26 protein-coding genes and 6 tRNA genes are annotated in these 24,047 nt (G+C 36.2%); 12 read left to right on the top strand and 20 right to left on the bottom strand.

Annotated elements, in window-relative coordinates; all coding sequences use genetic code 11:
* The first annotated feature begins 1 nt into the window (after position 1).
* The 6 genes from comGD to ACW2QC_RS09070 all read left to right on the top strand — a co-directional run bounded on the left by comGD (position 2) and on the right by ACW2QC_RS09070 (position 2,674).
* The gene (gene comGD / locus ACW2QC_RS09095; protein WP_457543649.1) at positions 2–430 is read left to right on the top strand and encodes a competence type IV pilus minor pilin ComGD; all 429 of its coding nucleotides are present in this window, start codon (positions 2–4) and stop codon (positions 428–430) included.
* Positions 420–761, top strand: coding sequence for a prepilin-type N-terminal cleavage/methylation domain-containing protein (locus ACW2QC_RS09090; protein WP_457543648.1), 342 nt, complete (start codon positions 420–422; stop codon positions 759–761). The genes comGD and ACW2QC_RS09090 overlap by 11 nt, the downstream gene beginning before the upstream one ends.
* Entirely contained in the window at positions 709–1,158 is a 450-nt protein-coding gene (locus tag ACW2QC_RS09085) for a competence type IV pilus minor pilin ComGF (protein ID WP_457543647.1), read from the top strand. Before ACW2QC_RS09090 ends, ACW2QC_RS09085 begins: the two co-directional genes overlap by 53 nt.
* Positions 1,130–1,534: a hypothetical protein gene (locus ACW2QC_RS09080; RefSeq protein ID WP_457543646.1), complete on the top strand. Its 405-nt coding sequence runs from the start codon at positions 1,130–1,132 to the stop codon at positions 1,532–1,534. Before ACW2QC_RS09085 ends, ACW2QC_RS09080 begins: the two co-directional genes overlap by 29 nt.
* Before the next feature lie 126 nt (positions 1,535–1,660).
* Complete coding sequence (locus tag ACW2QC_RS09075; protein WP_457543645.1) at positions 1,661–2,359, top strand: helix-turn-helix transcriptional regulator; 699 nt, start codon at positions 1,661–1,663, stop codon at positions 2,357–2,359.
* A gap of 75 nt (positions 2,360–2,434) precedes the next feature.
* Entirely contained in the window at positions 2,435–2,674 is a 240-nt protein-coding gene (locus tag ACW2QC_RS09070; RefSeq protein ID WP_188724582.1) for a DUF2626 domain-containing protein, read from the top strand.
* Between the two features lie 334 nt (positions 2,675–3,008).
* On the opposite strand, the gene ACW2QC_RS09065 is transcribed toward ACW2QC_RS09070, so the two are convergent.
* The gene (locus ACW2QC_RS09065) at positions 3,009–3,635 is read right to left on the bottom strand and encodes an MBL fold metallo-hydrolase (RefSeq protein ID WP_457543644.1); all 627 of its coding nucleotides are present in this window, start codon (positions 3,633–3,635) and stop codon (positions 3,009–3,011) included.
* A gap of 185 nt (positions 3,636–3,820) precedes the next feature.
* Here ACW2QC_RS09065 and ACW2QC_RS09060 point away from each other — a divergent pair, with 185 nt between their 5' ends.
* Complete coding sequence (locus ACW2QC_RS09060; protein ID WP_106497148.1) at positions 3,821–3,991, top strand: DUF2759 family protein; 171 nt, start codon at positions 3,821–3,823, stop codon at positions 3,989–3,991.
* A 538-nt stretch (positions 3,992–4,529) separates the two neighbouring features.
* Here the strand turns inward: ACW2QC_RS09060 and ACW2QC_RS09055 are convergent.
* The 3 genes from ACW2QC_RS09055 to ACW2QC_RS09045 form a co-directional block, all read right to left on the bottom strand.
* Complete coding sequence (locus ACW2QC_RS09055; protein WP_457543643.1) at positions 4,530–6,428, bottom strand: LTA synthase family protein; 1,899 nt, start codon at positions 6,426–6,428, stop codon at positions 4,530–4,532.
* 489 nt (positions 6,429–6,917) lie between these two features.
* Positions 6,918–7,877, bottom strand: a complete 960-nt coding sequence (locus tag ACW2QC_RS09050; protein ID WP_457543642.1) for an ROK family glucokinase — start codon at positions 7,875–7,877, stop codon at positions 6,918–6,920.
* Positions 7,870–8,088, bottom strand: coding sequence for a YqgQ family protein (locus ACW2QC_RS09045; protein ID WP_457543641.1), 219 nt, complete (start codon positions 8,086–8,088; stop codon positions 7,870–7,872). The genes ACW2QC_RS09050 and ACW2QC_RS09045 overlap by 8 nt, the downstream gene beginning before the upstream one ends.
* A gap of 128 nt (positions 8,089–8,216) precedes the next feature.
* Between ACW2QC_RS09045 and ACW2QC_RS09040 the strand changes: the two genes are divergently transcribed.
* Entirely contained in the window at positions 8,217–9,068 is an 852-nt protein-coding gene (locus ACW2QC_RS09040; protein ID WP_457543640.1) for a hypothetical protein, read from the top strand.
* A gap of 110 nt (positions 9,069–9,178) precedes the next feature.
* Here ACW2QC_RS09040 and ACW2QC_RS09035 read toward each other — a convergent pair whose 3' ends face one another.
* The 4 genes from ACW2QC_RS09035 to rpmG all read right to left on the bottom strand — a co-directional run bounded on the left by ACW2QC_RS09035 (position 9,179) and on the right by rpmG (position 13,015).
* Positions 9,179–10,729, bottom strand: a complete 1,551-nt coding sequence (locus tag ACW2QC_RS09035; protein ID WP_457543639.1) for a rhomboid family intramembrane serine protease — start codon at positions 10,727–10,729, stop codon at positions 9,179–9,181.
* A gap of 455 nt (positions 10,730–11,184) precedes the next feature.
* Positions 11,185–12,198 carry a ThiF family adenylyltransferase gene (locus ACW2QC_RS09030; RefSeq protein WP_457543638.1) on the bottom strand — a complete coding sequence of 338 codons (1,014 nt, stop codon included), beginning with the start codon at positions 12,196–12,198 and terminating at the stop codon, positions 11,185–11,187.
* A gap of 13 nt (positions 12,199–12,211) precedes the next feature.
* The gene (locus tag ACW2QC_RS09025; protein WP_457543637.1) at positions 12,212–12,775 is read right to left on the bottom strand and encodes a 5-formyltetrahydrofolate cyclo-ligase; all 564 of its coding nucleotides are present in this window, start codon (positions 12,773–12,775) and stop codon (positions 12,212–12,214) included.
* A 90-nt stretch (positions 12,776–12,865) separates the two neighbouring features.
* Positions 12,866–13,015, bottom strand: coding sequence for a 50S ribosomal protein L33 (gene rpmG / locus ACW2QC_RS09020; protein WP_026681152.1), 150 nt, complete (start codon positions 13,013–13,015; stop codon positions 12,866–12,868).
* A 176-nt stretch (positions 13,016–13,191) separates the two neighbouring features.
* On the opposite strand from rpmG, the gene ACW2QC_RS09015 reads away from it, so the two are divergent.
* Both ACW2QC_RS09015 and ACW2QC_RS09010 read left to right on the top strand, forming a co-directional pair.
* Positions 13,192–13,536: a hypothetical protein gene (locus ACW2QC_RS09015; protein WP_457543636.1), complete on the top strand. Its 345-nt coding sequence runs from the start codon at positions 13,192–13,194 to the stop codon at positions 13,534–13,536.
* A 21-nt stretch (positions 13,537–13,557) separates the two neighbouring features.
* A complete protein-coding gene (locus ACW2QC_RS09010; RefSeq protein WP_457543635.1) occupies positions 13,558–14,091 on the top strand; it encodes a hypothetical protein in 534 nt (177 codons plus the stop codon).
* A gap of 123 nt (positions 14,092–14,214) precedes the next feature.
* Here ACW2QC_RS09010 and ACW2QC_RS09005 read toward each other — a convergent pair whose 3' ends face one another.
* From ACW2QC_RS09005 to sodA, 3 genes are all read right to left on the bottom strand, one after another.
* Positions 14,215–16,281, bottom strand: coding sequence for a peptidoglycan D,D-transpeptidase FtsI family protein (locus ACW2QC_RS09005; RefSeq protein ID WP_457543634.1), 2,067 nt, complete (start codon positions 16,279–16,281; stop codon positions 14,215–14,217).
* Positions 16,282–16,351: 70 nt separating this feature from the next.
* A complete protein-coding gene (locus ACW2QC_RS09000; protein WP_457543633.1) occupies positions 16,352–17,623 on the bottom strand; it encodes an MFS transporter in 1,272 nt (423 codons plus the stop codon).
* 122 nt (positions 17,624–17,745) lie between these two features.
* Positions 17,746–18,357, bottom strand: coding sequence for a superoxide dismutase SodA (gene sodA, locus ACW2QC_RS08995; RefSeq protein WP_457543632.1), 612 nt, complete (start codon positions 18,355–18,357; stop codon positions 17,746–17,748).
* Between the two features lie 1,085 nt (positions 18,358–19,442).
* Between sodA and ACW2QC_RS08990 the strand changes: the two genes are divergently transcribed.
* Complete coding sequence (locus ACW2QC_RS08990) at positions 19,443–19,676, top strand: hypothetical protein (protein ID WP_457543631.1); 234 nt, start codon at positions 19,443–19,445, stop codon at positions 19,674–19,676.
* 106 nt (positions 19,677–19,782) lie between these two features.
* On the opposite strand, the gene ACW2QC_RS08985 is transcribed toward ACW2QC_RS08990, so the two are convergent.
* The 8 genes from ACW2QC_RS08985 to ACW2QC_RS08950 all read right to left on the bottom strand — a co-directional run bounded on the left by ACW2QC_RS08985 (position 19,783) and on the right by ACW2QC_RS08950 (position 23,187).
* Positions 19,783–19,858: transfer RNA gene (locus tag ACW2QC_RS08985), tRNA-Phe, on the bottom strand.
* A 59-nt stretch (positions 19,859–19,917) separates the two neighbouring features.
* Positions 19,918–20,010: transfer RNA gene (locus ACW2QC_RS08980), tRNA-Ser, on the bottom strand.
* Between the two features lie 12 nt (positions 20,011–20,022).
* Positions 20,023–20,099, bottom strand: a tRNA-Ile gene (locus ACW2QC_RS08975).
* Positions 20,100–20,108: 9 nt separating this feature from the next.
* Positions 20,109–20,184: transfer RNA gene (locus ACW2QC_RS08970), tRNA-His, on the bottom strand.
* Positions 20,185–20,213: 29 nt separating this feature from the next.
* Positions 20,214–20,287, bottom strand: a tRNA-Met gene (locus ACW2QC_RS08965).
* Between the two features lie 3 nt (positions 20,288–20,290).
* Positions 20,291–20,365, bottom strand: a tRNA-Asn gene (locus ACW2QC_RS08960).
* Between the two features lie 366 nt (positions 20,366–20,731).
* On the bottom strand, positions 20,732–22,360 hold the full coding sequence (locus ACW2QC_RS08955) for a Na/Pi cotransporter family protein (protein WP_457543630.1): 1,629 nt from the start codon (positions 22,358–22,360) through the stop codon (positions 20,732–20,734).
* Between the two features lie 194 nt (positions 22,361–22,554).
* Positions 22,555–23,187: an NfeD family protein gene (locus ACW2QC_RS08950; RefSeq protein WP_457543629.1), complete on the bottom strand. Its 633-nt coding sequence runs from the start codon at positions 23,185–23,187 to the stop codon at positions 22,555–22,557.
* A gap of 73 nt (positions 23,188–23,260) precedes the next feature.
* On the opposite strand from ACW2QC_RS08950, the gene ACW2QC_RS08945 reads away from it, so the two are divergent.
* The gene (locus ACW2QC_RS08945; RefSeq protein WP_457543628.1) at positions 23,261–23,590 is read left to right on the top strand and encodes a hypothetical protein; all 330 of its coding nucleotides are present in this window, start codon (positions 23,261–23,263) and stop codon (positions 23,588–23,590) included.
* Between the two features lie 36 nt (positions 23,591–23,626).
* Here the strand turns inward: ACW2QC_RS08945 and ACW2QC_RS08940 are convergent, their stop codons facing one another.
* Complete coding sequence (locus ACW2QC_RS08940) at positions 23,627–24,031, bottom strand: hypothetical protein (protein WP_457543627.1); 405 nt, start codon at positions 24,029–24,031, stop codon at positions 23,627–23,629.
* Positions 24,032–24,047: the final 16 nt, after the last annotated feature.

The raw sequence follows: 24,047 nt of genomic DNA, 5'->3' as shown, positions 1-24,047 counted from the left end.
CATGAAAAAGAATGGATTTACATTACTCGAAGTTATCTTCATCCTTGGCATTTGGTCCCTACTTATTCTGCTTAGTTTGCCAATCCAATTCTCATTACTTGATAAACAGGAAGCTGAACAATTTTTCCGTACATTTGAATCAGACTTGTTATATATGCAAAATATGTCCTTTGCATCAAAAGATAATATTCGATTAAGTATTGATGCTGAAAACAATCGGTACACCATTTTCAGACATACAAATGAAAAATTAATTGAACGTAACATCCCAAAAGAATGGCAAATTGATAAACGAACACTACAGAAGCCGATTTCTTTTAATGAGTTTGGAACAATTCGGAATCCTGGAAGGCTAAAAATCATCACAAAGAAACAGGAATATGAAATTATTTTTCCATTAGGTAAGGGGCGTTATTATATTGCGGAATGATTATGGATTTTCACTTATTGAAGTATTGGTAGCTTTTAGTATTGTGTTGATGATCACAACAACGATCATTCCGTTAACATCTTTGTTAAATAAGGAAGAGGCTGTTTTAAGTGAACGAAGGAAGGTTACGAATCATTTACACGATGAACTGCAGCTCTATTTAAGGAAAGACAATAAAAAAGTACCTGCATCCTATACAAAAACACAGGAATTAAACACCGTAACCTATCAATTTAGTGTTGAAAAAGAATTAATCAAAGGATGTGTTGAATGGCAGAATGTCAAAAAACGAGAAGAAAAGGTCTGCTTATATGGGTATCGCCCGAACTGAACATGGGTTTACTTTTTTAACCTTACTGTTAACCGTTACAATTCTGTTTATGACCTTGCCTTTTATTTCTTATCTAATAAAATCAGCTACCTATTCAACTAATTATCAAGAGGAATCAATACAACAATTTTTGTATTTCCTACGTGATGATGTGATAAAAGCAACCGATTATGCAGTTACACCAGAAGCAATAAAGCTGAGAATAAACGATGAACAAACAGTAACAATCGAGCAGTATGGGACTTTAATTCGTCGTCAAGTTAATGGGCAAGGTCACGAAATTTATCTGCGTGATGTTGAAGAAGTATTATTCACATCGCTTCCATATGGTATACATGCAAAAATCACATCTATCCAAGGTGAGACATATGAAAAACAAATCATCCTATATCAATAGACAAGGCGGATTTATTCTGCCTTATGTCTTATTCATCGTGGCAATCGTTTTACTCGTATTAACAACCAAAGTAAATATGTACCAAAACGATATTCATATAGCAAACAACCACATTGAACAATTAGAAATTGAAACGTTATTACAGATGGGCAGAGCGAAATTTGTAGACGAGTTCTCAATAGAAACAATTAAGGAAACTGGAAATAAAACGTATACCTTCCCTCCTGGCATTGTTAAGATTACCTATACAAGAATCAATGAAATGGAATATCAACTGTTATTCCAAATTTCCACGAAAGGAAAATCATACACTAATGTAAATACACTTCTACTTCCCAAGAAAAATAAAACAGACACCGAATCGATCAGAGAATAAGTTTTACATTACGAGACAAACTAAAACCATACATTTGTGGATAATTTTCAACAAATATAACCTAGCCCCACTTTCTAAACTATATCGATTATAATAAAGGTATTCATGTTAGTGGGGTGATTTACGATGGAAAAGACATTAAAAATAACCAATGTTTTAAGTGATCCAACCAGGTTTAATATTTATCAATACATTATCAAACATCATCATGAAGTGAGCGTCACAGATATTGCACAAGCGTTTAAAATACATCCTAATGTGGCACGATTGCATTTATCGAAGCTGGAAAACGTAAAATTGATCTATTCATTTTCTAAAAAAACCGGTAAAGGCGGAAGACCAAGTCGCATGTACCAACTTTCTGATGAAGTGGTCGAATTGAACTTCCCACATCGTGACTATAAATTGCTTTCATCCATTGCAATCGAATCCTTTGTCGAGTTAGGAGAACCTGGGAGAAAGGCTTTATATCAAACAGACAAAAAATATGGAGCAAAGGTTATGGATCATTATCAGACAACACAATTAGCTACAAATCTGACAATGGAACAGAAACTAGACATTTTGAAAGATGCGGGAGCAATGCTAGGAATGTATCCCGATTTTACGTACAGTGCAGAAAATAATAGCATTTCATTTTGTATTAATAATTGCCCATTTAAAGAAGTAGCAACAGAAAACCACACAATGGTATGTACGATGCACAACTCATTCTTAAAAGGAATATTTGAAGCGCTTTTTACAGATGTCGACTTAATTGAAACGGAAAACATGTTTCAAGGCTGTGAAAATTGCACATATGTAGCAAAACTTTCAATTGTTTAGTATGATTTATTTACATTATGCAGATCCTAGTTTATAATAACAATGATTAGCATACTTTTAAAGGAGGGGGAAAACATGGATCGGATGTTTCGCGTCCTTGCTTTTTGGACAGGAATCTTTACAGTAATGTTTTATATAGGTGATATGCAAAAAACAGCACTATTATTTCTAGTTCAAACTGCTTTTTTCCTAACAGTAAGTTATTTAAAATTATCTGAACGCATGTATATGTACTTATTCGGAGCTTATTGTACAGTATTTATGGTTGGATTCACTTGGTATTCAAATTTCATACTTGTACCAGGTTTCGAATAAAACTGCAAATGTAACACCCTATATGACAGATGAACAAAAAACCCTGCTTACATACGAATTCTATGCAGGGTTTTTTATTTTTTTCGTTAACACTATTGACATGTTGTTAAGCTACCTTTATAGTTATAATAGTAGCTTAACTTTTATCCCTAACCAACAAAAGAGCAGAGCACATCCCCCCTAAAAACCCTTCTTTGTTAAAAAGAAGGGTTTTTTATATTAAAAAAGTATGCCATTTTGACCATTAGAATTACCTTTTATAGCAACAGACATATCCAGTTCGAGCCCCAGCAACTACAGACTTCCAGATTGTTCACTTGCACTTTTCTAACGTCTATTCCGAACGAACAAACGGGTTGTTTCTTTTTTCTTCACCAATTGTAGTAGCTGGACCATGACCTGGATAGACAACATAAGAATCCTTTAAATGATAAAGCTTTTCCCGTATGCTATTGATCAACTGTTCAATATTGCCTCCAGGTAAATCAGTTCGACCAATTCCATGTTGGAACAGTGCATCTCCACCAAAAACAATGGATTTATCCTGACACACAATACTAACACTTCCAGGTGAATGACCAGGTGTATGTAAAATATCAAACGTAAATGTAGCAATTTGTAACTTACCAGGCGTCAGCAATTTCTCCGCTTTTTTTGTCTTTATTTCTTCCCCCATGAATAAAGACGAGCCATTTAATTTTGGATCCTCTAGCCACTCCCCCTCCTCTTGATGAAGATAAACATCAATTTCATAATGGAAACGTAACGCTTCAACAGCCCCAATATGATCAAAATGGGCGTGGGTTAAAACGATTGCCTTAGGTTCAACTTTTTCTTGTTCAATAAATGATATGACCTTTTCTGCATCTCCACCTGGATCAACAATAATTGCATGTTGCCCATTATACACAATATAACAATTTGTTCCTAACGGGCCTAAAGACATTCCCTTAATTTTCATAATCATGATTCCCCCTTCTATTAACAATGCCTGAAATTATTCTTAAAATACTACCCATAAACCTCGACAAAAACAGTAATTTACTATAAAATAAATAAGTAGAACTGTTTAGTTACATAATAATATAAACGTAATTCCCATATCAAATTTAATAACGTGGAATTTTGTAAGGAGGAAATGTAACAATGAGAATTGTATTGGCAAGCCTATTATTAATCGTAGCAATCTTAGCTGTCATTTCAGTAATTCGTCAGCTAAAATACAAAAACCTTTTTGCTTTAGCTTTTTCTGCAGTTGCTGCAGTAGCATTTGGCTTTTTCTCCATTGCGACTATTATTGAAGAAATTACTGGTTGATAACATTAAATATCTTGAGCAAAGCTAACTTTTAAAAGTTAGCTTTTTTAGTTAGAAAAAAGAAGTAATTGATCAAGTCTAAGACGTTCTTTTTAGAGCTGCGAACAGAAAAAAATCATAGCTGATCGTATGGAAATTAGCAGAAGTATTCACAATATGATAATGAACACTTGAATCCGCTTCGTCAGAGTACTTCGCTTTCCGTAGGCACGATCTCAGTCTCCACAGATGTGAATGTAGAACCGGAAAACGTTATGAAAGAGAATTTTCATTATGTCACATGTTAGATAAACGCGAGTATAAAAAGGAACAAACATTAATAAAAATAATATACAGTTTAGCATCACAAATAACAGATTGGGAATTTTTTATTCTCAATCTGTTATTTGATGTGCGATTTGCACTAAGATCTATCTTGTTTAAAATAGCGAAACCTCGCGAGGCAACATTTATCAGATTTTCCGAACGAAATATATTGTTATGGTAAAGGGTATATTTTGCACCATAAAAAACCACTTACCTCTTTTCCTTTAACAATTTATTCATTTTCTGCAAAATCAACAAATCGGAATAAATCACCGTAAATAATATCATCTGAATAATCCAGCTCTTTTGCCACCTTATCTTCTATCGGTTTACATGGGTTATTCGAAGTTGTTGCAACAACAGATGTATTATTATCAACCGGCTCACCAGTCGCGCGATTGTAACAAATACCCCCCGTTGAAACATAGTCATCACTAATGAAATCACCATTTCGTTGTGCAATATATCCTTTTCGATCATCACTAAATAAATCGTTGCCAAAATAAATGTCATTATCGGTGGCTATGCCAAGTAAGTGTAAGATTGTCGGTTTAATATCAATTTGACCGGATACTTCTGACATGACGTTCCCATTTCCATCACCAGGAATATGGATAAAAAACGGCACACGCTGTAATTGAATGTGATCAAATGGCGTGATTTCTTCTTTTCCTAAATACTGACTCATTGCCTTATTGTGAGTTTCACTAATCCCATAATGATCACCCATGATGATAATGACAGAATCCTCATAGAGTCCTGCATCTTTTAGCTGATTAAAGAATTGCTCGATCGATTCATCCATATATCGTACCGTTGGAAAATAGTTATTTAGTGTATTGGAATTAGAATCATACGGCTCAATTGACCTGTCTTCTTCATCAAGATCGAACGGAAAATGATTCGTCAATGTAATGAACTTTGTATAAAATGGCTGTTCCAATGTTTGTAAATATTTAATGGACTGTTCGAAAAACGGTTTATCTTTAAGACCCCAACCAATTGAATTATCTGACGTTGTTTCATATGCCTCATCACCATAAAAATGATCGAAACCTATACTGCCATACATTTGATCACGGTTCCAAAAACTTTTGTTGTTGGCATGAAATGATGCTGTGTAATATCCTTCATTATTTAGCAATTCTGGAAGTGCATGATATTCATTCTGCCCATGAGTAAAGAAAACCGCGCCCCTGGACAATGGATAAAGCGAATTCGCAGTTAAAAACTCTGAATCTGATGTTTTACCTTGCATTGTTTGATGGTAAAAGTTTTCAAAGTAATACGTATCCTTATCTCCAACCAAACTATTTAAAAATGGAGTTATCTCTTGCCCGTTAACATCTTCATTGATAACGAAGCTTTGCAGGGATTCAGCAGAAATAAAAATCACATTTTTATCTTTCGCGACACCAGATAAAACTGACTTTTCATCACTTCGCAATTCATCAACATAGTCCTTGATTTCCGGTAGTTCCGTTCCATCGGCAAAGACCCGTTGTGTTTTTACCTTTGAATGAACGGCCAGATCGTAAACATGATAATTAAATAATCCGATATTTTTGACAAGGTATTCACGATCAAAAGCACGCGTGAATAATTGCGGTCTTTCCATTTCGGCTAAGAAAAAATTACCCGCCAACAATACGAATGACATAGCTAAGGCAAAAGCTTTACCACTTCTTGGGTATTTAACAGCAACTATATCTGACTTTTTCTTACTTAAATACCAAATAATTGCTACATCGGTAAATAAGAAGATATCGTAAACTTTAATCAGTGTTAAAATACTGGATCCCAAGTCCCCCATATTACTTGCCTGAAATAATTGAGGAATTGTTATAAAATCTGTAAAGGAACGATAGAATACTAGATTGAAATATAAAATGACAGTTCCGATTAAAGCAGTATAACGCAAAAATTTCATTTGCCTTGATTGTTTTTTAAACCAAACACTTAGCGCAAAAATTAAAAATGCTGAAACAAACGGATTAATAAACAGGATTAATTCCTGCATGGAGTTGTCTAATTCAATGCTGAACATAAAGCGGTAAATAATATATGTCTTTACCCCAAACAGCAACGTTGCAATTATATACAGCGGAATTTTAGGCCATTTCACGTTCATTTTATTTCCTCCTACAAGAAAAACATTTCCTTAATTCGATTATTATTACATACTCTTACGTAACCCACCATGGATTACATTCATCCTATACTATATGACGTTTTAAAAGAATAAAAGTTTCATTAAAGGTAAGAAAGTATAAAACTTGGCACTAATTCGGTATTGGACAGGACAAGCCACGTCCAGCTCCAGCGCTAAAGCGACTAGCGCGACTTCCCTCACCTCCGTACGATAAGTCAACATCGGTTCAAGTCTAAAGGAAGGCCGACTAAGAGCGGGCTTTACGCCCAACGTCGGCATACCCCTTTTGCAGGGGCATGTTTCCTTTATCTCCTACGGCAGGAATGTTCAGTTAAGATCGCTGCTTTGCGCAGCAACACTGAACCACCCTGCTTGGCAGGGTGCAGTCCGTACGTCGCTAAACGGGCGCTTGAGCTTTTGTTCTTTATTTATCATTCCTATGTTTCAGCAATTAGGAATGACACAACATCAATTTATCCCTAATTTTTCCTTGACCAGAAAGGCTGCCCCGATAATCCCGGCATCATTACCAAGCTTGGCAATTTTCAGTTTACATACCTCGCTTACTCTAGGTAATGCATATTTAGTAAAAGCGGAATTTATGCTAGATAATAATTGGTCGCCAGCTTTGGAGACCCCACCACCTATTAGGATAGTAGATGGATTGATAACGGTGGCCAAGTTGGCAATTGCAAATCCAAGAACATCCCCGGTCCGTTCAACGATAGCTTTACAGTCTGGATCTCCATTACGCGCTAAGTCAAATATGTCTTTAGCTGTCACCATATCGGATTGCTGATAAAATGAAGCCAAATGACTAGTTGATTCATTTTTGACTTGTTCCATCGCCTGTCGAACAATACCAGTTGCGGAGGCGATTGTTTCCAAACAACCTTTCTTTCCGCAATTACATGGGTAACCTTCTGGATCAACCGTAATATGACCGATCTCACCCGCTGTTCCATTCACCCCATTTAAGATGGTTCCGTTAGCAATGATTCCACCACCAACACCAGTACCAAGAGTTAATGCGATCAAGTTTTTCGATTGATTGCCTGCACCTTTCCAGTTTTCTCCTAACACAGCAATATTGGCATCGTTTTCAACAAACACCGGAAGATTAGCAATCGAAGAAAAACTCGTTGCCAACTGAAAATTCCTCCATCCAATATTTACCGCTTCATATACCAGTCCAGTAGCACCGTCTATAAATCCTGGTGCACCGATTCCAATTCCAATAACTGATTTAATTTGAGAGATTGATAATGTATCACTAATAGATTGCCAAATATCCCGTACAATGGAGTCTCCATTATTCGCTTTTGAAGTCGGAATTTCCCATTTATCCACAATTGTCCCTTGTAGATCCAGTAAACCAATTTTACTAGTGGTTCCACCTATATCAATGCCGATTATCAAATCATTCATGAGAATTCCCCTCTTCTTTATCATGAAGTCGTGCCATTTCTTTGCGAAGTACGAGCAAGGCCATCTGGTATTCGTCTGTTCGAATCAATTGCGTTTGATACAATTCTTTTATTTCTGTTTCCATTAATTCCATATCAGCTAGTCGATCACCAATATAAATAAACGTTCCAAACCGTTTAAGCAGTTGTCGTACATCATACACTGTTTTCATATAAATCACCAAATTATATTATATCAAAACCTTAACAAGAAAGGAATACAATTAACTGAAAAAAGCATAAAGGCTTGTTTCTTAACATACATCATATTAAAGACAAGTTTTCATAAAGGGTGACACGAATGAATAAATGGTTATTCATTAGTATCTTTACGTTATTTTGCTGTTTAGCTGGCTACCTATTTTTTCAACGAATAAGCTCAGTTCCGACTGTTATTTATTTTCCGATTGACCAAAATACAACCTTTGACACTGCCGATACCAGAATTGAGTTTATAACCGAGCACAAACACAATCAATATGAATTGGCGTGGACAAGCAACTCGAAAAGTAGTAAAGAAGTATACTTACGCCAAGATACCTCTTTATTGTTTGATAATGGACTATTAAGAGGTGTTACAAGCAAATGGAGTGAAAATTCGGATACGGTCAACTTACGAAAAAAACTTTTAAGCGAGGATAGTAGTTACTTCCAGGCAATTTCTTATCATCATGGGGAGATCCATTATCCAGATGATCAAATTAAAAGTATTCAAAAAATGTCATATGATGAATTGTATGTAGTTGATTCACCAACAACCCCACTAGTGACTTTTCAATCACCAAAGGAGGCTTTTGACAAGGAATGGAAAAAATTACTGGATGTTACATCGAAACAACAGTTGCTTTATCATTGGAAAAAGTTAATGCGCCATTTCAATATTCAAGCATCGTCCTATGACATTGTTCCTTTGACATCGCTACACCGCTATAACCAGGAAAGTTTGGCTAACATGACACAGAAACAGACAGACCAAATGATTGGGCAATTATGGGAGGGATTGTACAAAAATTACATTATTCCTGCTTCATCTGGTACTGGCGATTTGAAATCGAGTTATGTTCCATTGGTTTTATTTGCCAAGGACCGTACCCATCTAATCGTTTTATTCCAACTCAATGGTGAAAAGCAAAAACTAATCCAACAATTTTAAATAAGGGGACTTCATTTTTATAGGGGTCACTCGAAATTTTGTACATTCGTTATTATTGTAATGTAGATACAACTAAAATGGCGCCTTTATTAAGTGAAAGGCGCCATACTTCATTTTTTCGGATTTTCCCCCGTGATTTTCTCATAAAGATTAGCATAGGCTGCTTCATCGGGGTTTAAATCATAAGCCTGTTTGATCATTTCTTCTGCTTGATCCGTCTTGCCCTTTTCATAATACAATATTGCAAGGTTATAATACGCCTCAGGCATCTCATCAGTCTGTTGAACTACCTCTTCTAAATCGATTGTAGCCAATTCAGGTTTATCAAGCTGTATATACGCATAGGAGCGCTGAAAAAGTAAAGGTACTTGTAGGTTATCCGGATGTTTTAAACCTTCTGTTGCATGATCAACAATCGCAGCATAATTATTTTCTTCAAGCAATTCACCAATCCTTGCTAGTTGATAGGATGCACTATTTTCGTTGTTTTGGATACCAAAAACACTGAGCCCGATTATTACAGCAATATACAAAATAAATGCACTGATTTGAATAGGCAACATTCTTTTTTTGGGTAAACTAATGATTGCTGTTGCTAGAAATCCCATTAGCAATCCACCAATATGTGCACTATTATCAATTGTTTCAACAAAAAAGCCAAAAATTATATTTATCCCGATTAATACGAGTATTCCTTTCCCCATTGTTTGAAAAAATATTTTCTTATGGATGAGTCCAAAAAACAGTAATGCACCAAATAAGCCAAATAGGGCTCCAGAAGCACCAGCTGAAACATTCGTTGTCATTGCAAAGCTAGCTACACCCGCACCCATTCCTGCGAGGAAATAAATAAAAGTAAACCGCCATGATCCATATATTCGCTCAACCGCTGTACCTAAATAATACAGAGCAAGCATATTCATAAATAAGTGCAGCAAGCCAATATGTAAAAACATGGAGGTAATAATTCGCCACCACTCTCCATCCATGATTGCTGGATTATATTTTCCTCCGAAGTCAATTAAGGTTTGTGTTGATGTACTCCCCCCATTCAATTCAAGCATTAGAAACATCAATACATTGACGATTAACAGCAAATATGTAATGAACGGCTTGCCATGTGAAAATACCGATTGTACTTCTTTTCGTTTATTATTTAAGTTACTAGTCAGCTGATTTTGATAATAGTCGATTTGTTCTTCCGTTTCACTGCCTGCTGAGTAATCTGGTTTTTCTTTTTCGGAACCATCTACAGCCATGTAAAATCTGCTTAGTTCCTCCTGCTTACTGTCATCATCCAAATAATAAACATTCATTTTCACTGGATTTCTTTCATTTAACTGCATTGGTCGTTTCAATTCTTCCCAGTCGTCCACTGGAGCATGGGAAGAAACATAAACATTATGTACGTGAACATGTTTACCTTGTAATAATCGCTTCATTGCTTTCGTTTTCTGAAATACAATCGCGATATCTTTTTTCAAATGGTTCTTCCAATCAAATCCATGATGCAGCAAACGAATAATTTGGGATGTTTTATTTTCATACCGTTCCAGCCATATTTCTTCATCGTTATCATTTATATGTAACACGTTAAAATGATCGTCTTTTACCAAGTGATACGCCAACTGGTACATCGTATGAGTCTCGTTCCTATACATTTTGTCACCACCTTAACGTCCATCATACCAAAACTAGGAACTGATTACGTAACAAAACGTATTTTGTATGAAAACATTTTTAGGTTGAAGCATACATAAATAAGCCCAACGAATTTTTTTGAAGGGCTATGCTATGAAGATCGTTGTTGGTGGTTTCTTATAAAAAAGAAAGCTGCTAAAAATGCAACTTTCTTTATCCGTTATGAATTAGTTTGTTTCTGAAATAATCCGGGTAGAAGCTTATTCTTAATCGCCGGCAAATTCATGGATATTGCAACCGTTAACCTCCGTAAGAAACTGATTGCCAGTAAGGTGTTGATCAACCTATACCGCCATTTATAAATTATCGATAATACAGACACAAGCAGCGCAAGGACTACAAAAACCCTCATGTGAACACCCTTTTCATTCGTAGTAGTGTTATTAGTTATTTTCCAACGTCAGCAAAATATACATTAGGAACCGATATATCGGTCATACAATGTTCTAGCTTTGGCGATATCCTCTGTTCCCTGTACGAGTACACGACCATCGGGAAAAATAACAAAGGTTTTTTCATCATCCATTTTTGCCTTTACTAAAAATGGGGTCCGCTTGGTTTTCATGATTTTTGCTAACTGATTATCAATTTTCGCAAGATCCCAACTTTGTTTTTGATGAATTTGCACCGTATTTCGTCCACATAAAACAGTTTCTGAGTTTTGAGCCTTTTTTTGTAATGCAGGATATTCTTTTCTTTGACATGTCGGACATTGTGGATTAGCTTGAGCAAATTTCATATCATAATGTTGGTTATACCAGAAATCGACTGTTTTTATTGTATTTCTTAAATGTTGCTTATTACCAGTCAGAAACTTCAACACTTCGATCACTTCCATTGAAGAAATCATGTCCACGGCAGGAGCAATAACGCCAACAGTATCACATGTTTGTCCACTTTCAGATCCTTCCTTTGTAATACAGCGTAAACAAGGAGTTTCGTCTGGAATAAATAGTGCTGTCATCCCTCTGGAACTAACGACACCGCCATACGAAAATGGAATATCTTTCTTAAAACAGATATCATTCAAAAGGAAGCGAGTAGAAAAATTATCTGTTCCATCTAAAACTACATCAACGTCATCTGTTAACTTATCGATATTTTCATTCATAACATTCTCGATGATCGCTTCAATCGTGACATCACTATTTATTTTTTCCAGCTTTCTCTTTGCTGCAACTGCTTTCGGAAGCGCTTCGTATGCATCTGCTTCATCAAATAACATTTGCCGCTGTAGATTACTTAACTCTACATAATCCCTATCAACAATCCTAACTTTACCAACTCCGGCCCGTACCAGATGATTACTAATAACCGTTCCTAAGGCACCAACGCCAACTATGAGTACCGTGCTGTCCGCTAACATTTTTTGACCAGCTGCTTGGATAGGTGAAAATAATAACTGACGAGAGTAACGCTCCATATTCATCAACTAGTCCTCCCTACTTGATCAAAGTCTTCTCTGTCATAAGATGATTAACCGGAATATCGAACGACTCAGATGGAAGATGATCAACAACTTGTTGTTCACTTGTTAAAGAAATGGTTTCATTTGGGAAATCATTTAAAAAGCGATCATAATATCCTCCACCAAACCCAATCCGAAATCCATTTTTATCAAACAGTATCCCCGGAACAATTAACAATTCAATTTGCTTTTTTTCCACCCTCAATGTTTCCTCTGGTTTTGGCTCCAATAAACTATAATAAACGGTTTCCAATTGATCATATGTATGAAATTGATAAAAGACAAGCCTCTTTTCTTTTGGTTGGCATTTCGGTACACAAACGGATTTCCCTTGCTTCCATGCAGCTTCAATTATTGGTCTTGTATTCCATTCAAATGCTTGGGATATTGTAATCCCTATCGATGTTGCCTGCTTCCAATAATCTGATGTTATCAAGTTCTCTATTAGCTTGTGTTCAATTATTTGTTTCTGTTCGTTAGACATCTGTTTCAATTGTGCGATCATAGCCTTGCGCATTTGCGATTTATCCAATGTCATACCCCCTACTTAATGAAGTATACCGTATTATTGATTAATCCCAAAAATAAAACCCTCATCAACAATGATAAGGGTTTTATCTTCGTACATTTATTTTGTTTCACGATGTAGAGTATGTTTTTTAAGACGTGGACAATATTTCATAAGCTCTATTCGCTCAGGATTCGTACGCTTGTTTTTAGTAGTAATATAATTACGATCACCAGTTTCTGTACAAGCTAATGTAATGTTTACGCGCATGATTTTTCCCTCCAAACTGTGAGACTTGCTTAATAGCATATAAAATTCACTTCAGACTTAATTATAATAGCAGATCTTTAACAATCAATCAAGGAGCAAATATAAAAAAATACCAGTTTTCTCATTGGCAATTGTATGTTATAACTAATATGGAAGATAAAATGGAGGTATCAAGGATGATTTATGTATTAATTACACTAATAGCAGTGGCTGTAATTTTGTTTGTTTTGACATTTTTTATGAATGATAAATTTGATGATCTGGAAAATCAATTTGAACAGTTTTCCATTTCAACGATGCAGGATACATATCAATTGAAGAAAAAAGTTAAAATCCTCGAGGAAGAGCTACTAACAGAGGATTTTTCAACTGATATCCAACCAACGCGAACAGAAGAAAAGAAACCACTTTTAATTCAAAAGGTCTACAACTTACATCAACAGGGGTATTCAACTGAAGCTATTTCAGAACGCACCGGGTTAAGTAGCAACGATATAAAAGCTATCTTAAACAATAATTAAACTATAAATGAGGAGAAAACCATGAAACAACCTATTCGTTCATTTTCAATCGGACTATTTACAGCTAGTCTGATTTTGTTAATTGTATTTCTGTTTATTGACGACTCTAAAAATAATACAGACGATATAGCCGCTGATGACATGATTGAAGCATTAAAAGAAGATGGTTATCGTGTCTTATCGGAATCAGAATATATATCATTATCGGTCAATGACAACGGCAAAGATACAACGGAAGAAGAAAAGGAAGAGCAACCAGCAACTGAACAAAAAGACAACGAAAAAGCTGAAAAAGAAGAGAATAAAGCAGATGACAATTCAAAAGAAGAAAAGAAAGAAAAAGAAGCTAAAAAAACATACACCATTACCATCAAATCCGGAATGGCATCTTCCGAGATTAGTAATCTATTAGTTGAAAATGATATTATTGATGACGCTGACGAATTCAGTCAGTACTTAGAAAAAGAAGGATATGCTAAAAAAGTTCAGCTTGGGAAATTTAAGGTATCAAGCGATATGAGCAATTATGAAATTGCCGAAGAAATAACGAAATAAGAATCCAGACTATAATAGCTGTTTGCAAGGGTTTTACAACCCTGATGCAAACAGCTTTTTTTCTTCGTCACAAAAAAAGGTCTATAACCCTTTACTAGAGTAATAGACCCCATGCATTTTTATTTAGTCATCTTTTGTATCTTCTTTATGCTCCTCTTTTAAGTCAAAATACGAATCAAAAATACGTTCACCAATCTTATTATTAATATGCTCCCCTATACCAGTATTCGGCACAACAATCGCAAATGCTACTTCAGGATCATCATATGGGGCATACCCAACAAGTGTTAAGTTCTCGGTATAATCACCATCAGCTGTGTTCTCTGCAGTACCCGTTTTTCCCGCTGGATTGTAGTCTTTCCCAGCAAATTCAGTATACGCAGTCCCGCCTGGTGTTTGATATGCTCGGCGGAATCCCTCTTGAACACGATCGATATATTTTTGATCCATTTGAATTCGGTTTAGTACTTCTGTATTCTCACTTTTCAATACAGGACCTAATCGATCTTCAGACGGTGCAGGTGTGCGAATTTCCTTCAAGAAATGCGGGCGAACACGATAACCATCATTTGCAATCGTTGATACATATTGTGCTAACTGCATGGTTGTGAATGTATCATACTGTCCAATCGCAAAGTCAAGTAAATTACCTGCATTTGGATTTTCTCCTTTAAACCCTGTCTCCTCATAAGGGAAATCAATCCCTGTTGATGTACCAAGTCCAAATTGACTAAAATAATTTCGCATTCTTTCAAATGGTTTTGACTCCCAATCAAACTGTAAATTTTCACCTTTCACATAATGGAAGTCACCACCCATACGCATTGCGATGTAAAACATATAGACGTTTGATGATTCTTGTAAGGCGGTAATATCGTTTACAGGTCCTAGGTCTTTCCAAGAACTTTTTGGGTCGTCACCAGCAATTTGAATTTCTCTGTCATTAAATGTTTGGCCAGGAATTATTACACCTGATTGAAAACCGGATAGGACGGTTGCACCTTTTACCGCTGATCCTGGACGGTGTACTTCATACAACGTTTTTAATGCTGCATTTGAAAACTCATGTTCTTCACGATCATAATGCTGTCCAGATACAGCTAACAGTTCTCCTGTTTTCGGCTTCATGACGACAGCCATAGCATCTTCCATGTGACGATTATCGTATGGATACTTATTTATCGTTTTCTTAAGCTCTTCACGAATAATTTTATCAACTCGTTTTTGTAGATCCATATCAATGGTTAATACTAAATCTTTTCCCCGCTGACCCTCTACAGCGACCTTCGTATCAACAACTTTTCCAGCCTTATTTGTTGTATATTCGATCTGCTCTTTTCTGCCTCTTAAGACGGATTCATATTGCTCTTCCAGTCCGCTTCTTCCAACACGATCATTCGGACTGTATCCACGTGTCAGGTAATAGTCTTCTTTTTCCTGTAAAATCCCTTGTGATTGCGAGGTTATTGTACCAAGTAAATTGCTGAATGTTTCATCATAAGGGTATTCTCGATTCCAGTCGGTTGTCGCATTAATTCCGTCGAGTTCACTTAAATGTTCAGCAACTCTAGCGTATTCTTCTGGCGTGACATTTTCATTTTTTACAATTTGGGGAGTTAGGGTTAATGCCTTATCTAATTCTTTTTTGATGAGAATAACTTCCAATTGTTCTTCCGTAAGGTCATTAACCTCTTCTTTTTTTATTCGTTTTAATATCGTCTTATACTGTTTTGCTGGTTCCATGTCTTCAGCTTCTTGTTTACTTAATCGCTTTTTCGCTTCTTCTTCATGGTTTAAATACCAGTATTCCTTCTTATCCCGTAATGTTATAGTATCTAATTTTTCTTCTTTATTCTTTTCGTTATACATAGAAATATACGTTGACAGCTTTTCTGCTACATCTAACCGGTCTTTTGCTTGTACTCCTTTTGGCGGTGTATAGGTGATGGAATACAATGGTTTATTGTCCACAATTACATTATGGTAACGGTCATAGATTTTCCCACGAGGTACTGGTATTTTTGTGGTATCCTTAATTGTCCGATCAATTTCTTCTTGGAAGCTTTCCCCGTTTAAAATTTGAACCACACCCAATTGAAGAATCAGGACAGAAAACATTAAAAATACAACAAAAAATAATATATTCAAACGAAAGGGAAGCTGTCGTTTTTTCTTTTTTTTCTTTACCATTTTCCTCCCCCATTTTTCTGTAAACATTTCCTCTTATTATATCATCTTTTGAAGCAGAATCTAACATGTTTTAACGATTTTTTTCATCTGTCAGCTGCTCTTTTATCGGAACTTCTTTTTTACGGGAACTACCTAAGTAAATATCCTTAACGAAAAAATAAATAAACAAATGTCCCGTGCCTAATACGACCAAAAGTATCGGTATAATTTTTTCTGCCGGAAACAGCGAAACGGTGATAAGAAAGATCGAAATTGATGCAACTCGACCAATATTGACAAAGAGTTCACGAACAACAATATATTCTACCCGTAAGTCCTTTGCCTTCCATGCCTTGCCAATCACATCATATGTTAACGAAGCATATGGGACATTGATTATTGGATAAGCAATACCGATTACAACGGCATAGATGATCAGGTTCACATAACTGATCTTGAACAGAATAATGTATATCGAAAAGTAAAGAATTACCCCTCCAAGCAAGATTGCCTTCTTTCGCAATGAAGGTTTAATGTATTTTGTGGCGATAAAATAAAATACAAAAGACAACCCAGATAGACACAAATTAAACATACCTAAAGAAAATTCACTTTTGGTAACGAGGAACACCCAAATGGAAATAACGAACAAAAATATCCCTTCACGTAAACCTTGGAATACATGAGCATGTAAAATTTTTCGCCAATTTTTATTGTGATGACGTTCAATAAAAATCCTTTTAAAATGAAAATCTCCTTCTGCTTGTCGGCGTTTTAATGCGAAACTGCAAGCAACTGCACAAATAAATAATATAAACGAAATCGTGAATATAGTCGTATATCCAACATTGGCGGTCATTTTCGCAATAATAAAACCAGCTAATACAGGACCGACCATTCCACCAAACGATTGCAAAACCCCTAGAAATCCATTAAAGAAATCCCGTGTTTCCGGTTCAGTGATCTCAAAGGTTAATACATTATAGGCAAGCCAGTAAAACCCATAACCAATACCAAGTACGCTTCCTAACAAAAAGTTGTAAGTGGAGGCTTTTTCAGCAATGATTAAAACACTCAAAAAAAATAGAGATAAAAAAATTACCCCCAAACGTAAAACGATAACACGATCAATCTTTTTCGCTATTCGCCCAGCAAGGATAAACATGACTGGTTGGAACAAATAAATACCCAAGTTATACATGGCGATTGTGATATAATCCCCGGATTGTTTCCAAAGGTAAATGTTGACAAAAGTGTTGGAAAGAAAAATCCCTAAAGAATAGAGTCCTCCAATCACCAATAAAAAGATTAAATCCCGATTTATATCTACTTTTCCTGTTATGTTTTCTAGACTTTTTAGCATGATTTTAAGCTCCTTTTGTATATCTAATAGTTTGAGCAAATCATCATCAGATATGCAAAAGGATTACCAATGAAAACATAAAAAAACGCGGGAAACATTGATCCCGCGTTTTTTATGTTTATTTATTTAGCTTCATTATAATTTTTTGCTACTTCATCCCAGTTAACAACGTTCCAGAATGCTGAAACATATTCAGGACGTTTGTTTTGATATTTAAGATAATAAGCATGCTCCCAAACATCAAGGCCTAGAATAGGTGTTTTACCTTCCATTAAAGGTGAATCTTGGTTAGGCGTGCTTGTAACTTCAAGTGCACCATTATTAACAACTAACCATGCCCATCCAGATCCGAAACGACCTTTTGCAGCTGTTTCAAATTCTTCCTTAAACTTATCAAGGCTACCAAATGTACCATTTATTTTGTCAGCTAATTCACCTGATGGTTCGCCACCACCATTTGGTGATAATACTTTCCAGAATAAGCTATGGTTCGCATGGCCACCACCATTATTACGTACAGCAGTGCGAATATTTTCAGGTACAGCATCTAGGTTGCTTACAAGATCTTCTAGTGATTTATCTTGAAGATCAGCTTGTCCTTCAAGTGCACCATTAAGTTTTGTAACATAAGTATTATGATGCTTCGTATGATGGATGTTCATTGTTTCCTTATCAATTGTTGGTTCTAAAGCATCGTATGCATAAGGTAATTCTGGTAATTCAAATTTAGCCATTACTAAACGTCCTCCTTCATAATTATGTTAAAAAAGGATAGAATATTCACCCTTTTAATGCAAGATTATCAAAGCTTTATCGTACATGCAAATTATATGCATATTTTTACAATACAATCGTGATAATCAACTTGATCACATATTAAATAATACCCGATTGAAAAAAAATAAAACATCCGAATGAAAAACTTTGATCTCCTTGTTGCTTCGATCATTGGAAAACCTATGTATATTTTAACTCAACTTTCGCACCAATAAAATAATATCAAACAGTTAGCTGGGGCAAACTTGGAACGTTTCTAATAATTGCCTTGATAACCTTGGTAAACATAAAGACTGTTTTCTAAAAGATTGGGACTGCGATTATTCGCCCCTTTGAAAGCATTTGTTGTTTTATATAAAAAATGCGAGGTAACTAAGAAATTGCTCCCTCGCCGTTCCGGAAATACACTGGTATTGCATTTACTACCATTGACTGTAGTAGTACGTGTCCTACCAAGCCACATTCTATCGCTTCACTAGTCCGGGTGAGTGGAGGGTGGTGACTCCTCGAAAAAGAAAAGCACTTTTTCTTCGTGCGATGTATCGCTGACGAAGCCTTCCTTGTCCTGCGGGAACAGCACGTGTCCGAAGACCCCGGAGTGGTTTTCTCGAGGCAGGTTAAATACGCGACGTCCTGTCGCAACACCTGCACTAGCACGTCCTGTGCGTCGAAGGCTGAGGCCGTGCCCGCGGAAAGCATCCACCCGGAACGATCCCGGACGGCAGGAAATGCGCGTACTTATAGAAAAAGAGCCCAGCAGTCGCAGTTTGTTTAAATGCGATTGATCCAAAGTCAACTTAAGCAGTGAATCTTCATCCTTCCTCATTTTATCAAGGCCTATTTGTCCATTTGAAGCTGCAAAAGTTGAGTTTTAACTAATAAAAGCGATTATTGGTTCTTTTAACCAGTTTATCCTATAATGGAATGATAATGAATGCAAAACAAAAACCTGCTAAGATGGTCTACTATAGCATGGAAATTGAATAGGAAAAAGCCTTAGACCAACTTTTTCCCTATAAATATATAAAGAGGAGTTTTTACCGTGTTAATAAAAAATGCTGGTACGCTCAGCCAGAAATATTTCCAATCCTACTTTCAATTAACGATGAATTCTCAACATTGTAATGCTGACCAAGCTAAGAAAATTATCTTTGACCGTTTTTTTGATGGTAATACAAAAAAACTTGGTGTCACTTCATACCAAAATTTCATAAATGCGTATAAACAGAGTAAAAAACCACACCTAGAATTTCGGATGAATAATCATAACATTTGAGTGTTAAGTTGTTGTATTTTAAGCAGAGAATATAACTATTTGCTAAAATTTATAAATAAAAAAACAAGCATCAAGTAGCTTGTTAGTAATATTATTAATTATAAAATGGTGGCTCCGGACGGAATCGAACCGCCGACACACGGATTTTCAGTCCGTTGCTCTACCGACTGAGCTACAAAGCCATATGATTTTTTAAATATTATATTATCCTCGTATTTCATCTCTGGCATTAAAATATGTATGGAGGAGGTAGAGGGATTCGAACCCCCGCGCGGTTTGACCCGCCTGTCGGTTTTCAAGACCGATCCCTTCAGCCAGACTTGGGTATACCTCCGTAAGCTTTTTATGGTGGACCCTGCAGGATTCGAACCTGCGACCGATCGGTTATGAGCCGATAGCTCTAACCAACTGAGCTAAGGGTCCTAAAATTTATGGGGCGACCGGTGGGGATCGAACCCACGGATGCCGGAGCCACAATCCGGTGCGTTAACCACTTCGCCACGACCGCCATTTAGGCTTTTTGTTTTATAACTATAGTAGCGGCGGAGGGGATCGAACCCCCGACCTCACGGGTATGAACCGTACGCTCTCGCCAGCTGAGCTACACCGCCATATGGCTCCACAGGTAGGATTCGAACCTACGACCGATCGGTTAACAGCCGATAGCTCTACCACTGAGCTACTGTGGAATTATCTAATATAGTATTTCATTGTAGAACAATCCAACAAGGATGTGTTCGTCATGTTGCAAGTTTCATCAGGAGGTAAACACTCCCTCGCATGACCTACTTTGAAGTAATTCAAGGATGTTACGGTCAAGCTACTGTGGAATTATCTAACAAATCCCTGTCGTTTTTTATCAGCGACGAATAATAATTTACCATATCCGACAGAATCTGTCAATCATTCGATCAAAACTTTTTTCAAAATATCTTATGTAACTCGTTGTTACTTTTAACGGAAACAACAATAAATACTATAGCATTTTCATTTATAGTTTTCAATACAAATCTTAAAAATTTTTATTTGGCAGGGATATTCCCTGCCAAACTTCGCTACGATTCACCAAGAACCTCTTCCGCAATATTCACAGCATGATCGCCGATTCGTTCTAAATTACTAATAATATCAACAAACACAATACCTGCCGATCCATTACACAAACCTTCATTCATGCGAATAATGTGCTTTTTGCGATACTTTCGTTCCATTTTATCGATTTGATCTTCTTTTTGCGCAACAGCTAACGCTTCTTGCCGATCCATTTGATCAAGTGCTTTAACAGCTTGCTTAACCGTTAAAATCGTTAAATCAAACATATTGTTCAGATCTTCTTTGGCTTGATCCGTTAACTCGACTTTATTTGAAATCTTATAATCAATTAATTCTATAATATTCTCGAAATGATCGCCAATCCGTTCAATATCACGTACTGAATCCATTAATGCAGTATGCTTGGCACTTTCTAGTTCTGATAACGAACCAGATGATACTTCCACAAGATAATCGGTAATTTTGCGATCCAAATTATTCAATGCACCTTCCACTTGCATCGCCATTTCCGAATGTTTTTGCTGTTGTGTAAACAAGTACTGATTCGTTTCTTCTAACCCGATACAAGCATACTCTCCCATGCGAATAACCTCTGCCTTTGCCTGTTCAAGCGCGAGTGCAGATGATTGCTGAATAAATATAGGATCTAAGTGCTTTGGTTTATATTCAATTGTAACGTCCTCACCAGGAATTATTTTCGTCACAATCCACGCTAATCCAGCAATAAATGGAAATTGAAGTACCGTATTGGCAATGTTAAAACTACCATGTGCGAAAGCTAATGTCATTTCCGGATTCAAATGAAACTGTCCTTGTAAATAATAAACAAAGTGAGTAAATAAATCCAATCCAACAATAAATATTGCTGCACCTACTAAATTAAAAATCACGTGTGTAAAAGCTGCACGTTTAGCCGCGACACTTGCACCAATCGATGCTAATATCGCTGTAATTGTTGTTCCAATATTGTCACCAAAAAGGACAGGTATTGCTGCTTGTAAATCGATTGCTCCTTCTGAAAACAATCCCTGCAAAATTCCAATCGTCGCACTCGAACTCTGAACGATAACCGTAAACAATGTTCCAATAATGACGCCAAGTACTGGATTTGAACTCATTTCTACCGTCAGTTCATGAAATGACTCCAGTCCTCTCAATGGTGACATACCACTGCTCATCAATTCGAGTCCAAAAAATAAAGCGCCAAAGCCAAAGATAGTTTGTCCGATCGAATTAACTTTCTGATTTTTGAAGAAGAATAAGAGGAAACATCCAACTGCAATAATTGGTAATGCATATTCACCTAAATCAATACCGATAATAAATGCTGTAACAGTTGTTCCAATATTTGCACCCATAATGACACCGATAGCTTGTCTCAGTGTCATAAAACCTGCATTTACAAGCCCAACGGTTAGTACGGTTGTGCCTGAACTACTTTGAATAAGTATCGTTACAATCATACCCGCAAGTACACCTAGAAAAGGATTACTTGTCGTTTTATCAAGAATATCTCGCAACCGTTCACCCGCAGTTTTTTGTAATCCTTCTCCCATAAATTTTATTCCGAGCAGGAAAATACCCAAACCGCCAAAAAACTCAAAAAGAAGTGTTTGTAAATCGATACCCAATGGTTTTACCGCCCCTTCACATTGTTGAATTATGTCATACCTTTTTCATTATTAGCCACGCCCTCACGTTTTGTAAATACTTATTCTACATTCTTAACAATAAATTTACATTCTATTTTCTACAATGGCACTTCCCAAGAGAGCGTAAAAAAAATAATTCTCTTGAATCTTGATGATTCAAAGAGAATTATCATTTAGTTCGTTATTATTTCGACTAGTATTCGTGTGCCATCTACTTCTACAACACGCACGGTACTGCCTCTAGGAATCCATTGTCCATTAGATATTGCACTATAGTTCTTGTTGTTAATCCGTACCGTCCCAACTGGGCGCAAATCGTTTAACGTTATCCCTTGTTGGTTTAGTAAATTTTCATATTCCTCATTCATCGTGTTATAGCCAGCTTCCTTTGTTAACCGGTCCCTCAATGTGATTTTTGTCCACATGTCACGATGTTTAAACACCTTTAGAAATAGCAGAGAAGAAAACCCACCCACAAGAACACCGATTACAGCATACAAACCGACAGATAAACTTGGTGCCGCCAACGCGACAGATGTTAACATGCTCGCAAGTCCTAACGTAGCAAGTGTACCATCATTTAATAACTTCCCATCAATGATGATAAGTAATAATCCGATAAAATAAATAATAAGCATAATAATAAACAAGCTTGTGTCCAAATAGGCCGAAAAATAAACAACGATAAATCCAATTCCAAGTATCCCAAAGAAACCACGCATGTTAACCAAAATTTCACCAATCAAAAATAAAGTTCCTAGTCCAGTTATAACAAATCCAATCCAATCGGAAGAAAAAATATCCATAAATCCCCCTCCTCCCTATTACTTTTATATACGTTTTATGCTCGCTGTTTGTTTCACAAAAGGAGAAATGAATATGAACTTTTTTAAAAAAAGCGGAATTTATTTATTCATTATATTAATAATAGTGAGTATTTATACTGATTTGACTAATGGTTCACTACTACCGTCAAACAACAATACCATACCAGAAAAACAAACAGAATCAACTAACACTAGGAAATTTGAGATCATGAAGGTAAAAGTGCGGGCAGGTGATACCGTACTATCGATTGTCGAAGAAATTAACGATTCACTTCCGGCGTTTGATATTAACCAGATCTTTGAAGATTTCCAATTAATTAATCATACAGACCCACATAAACTGATTATTGGAGGTTATTACTATTTCCCTATATATCCATAAAAAAGAGACTGACAACTCATTGCCAGCCTCTTTTTGTTATACAAATGGTAATATAAACAGTGAAATGATAATCGAAACAGCACCAGCGATTATAGCTGTATTTCCTAACGTATTTGCACCGCGACTTCTTGCGATAAAGCCGACAATGATCCCTGCTCCACCAAGAATTATTGGTAGCCAAAAGAAGGATACAACCGATAATGCCAACGCGATCCAGCCATACATACTGTTTACATTGGTATCATCATCGTCTTCTATTCTTGATGGTGTATCAAGATCATCTGCTGTCATTTCAGCTGCTGTTTCCTCATCGTTTTTTCTTGTAGGGTTAAATGACGATGGATCTTGACCCGTTAAATTTGTACCCACCAAATCATTATCATCTTGTCGTTCTCCAAGGTCTTCTGAAGATTTATTCGAGTAACGCTCAAAGTCATCCATAAACAATACCTCTCTT

It is taken from the genome of Virgibacillus sp. FSP13 (genome assembly GCF_054048505.1).
Note: the sequence above shows the minus strand (reverse complement) of the source record. Positions and strands in the feature narration are given on the sequence as shown.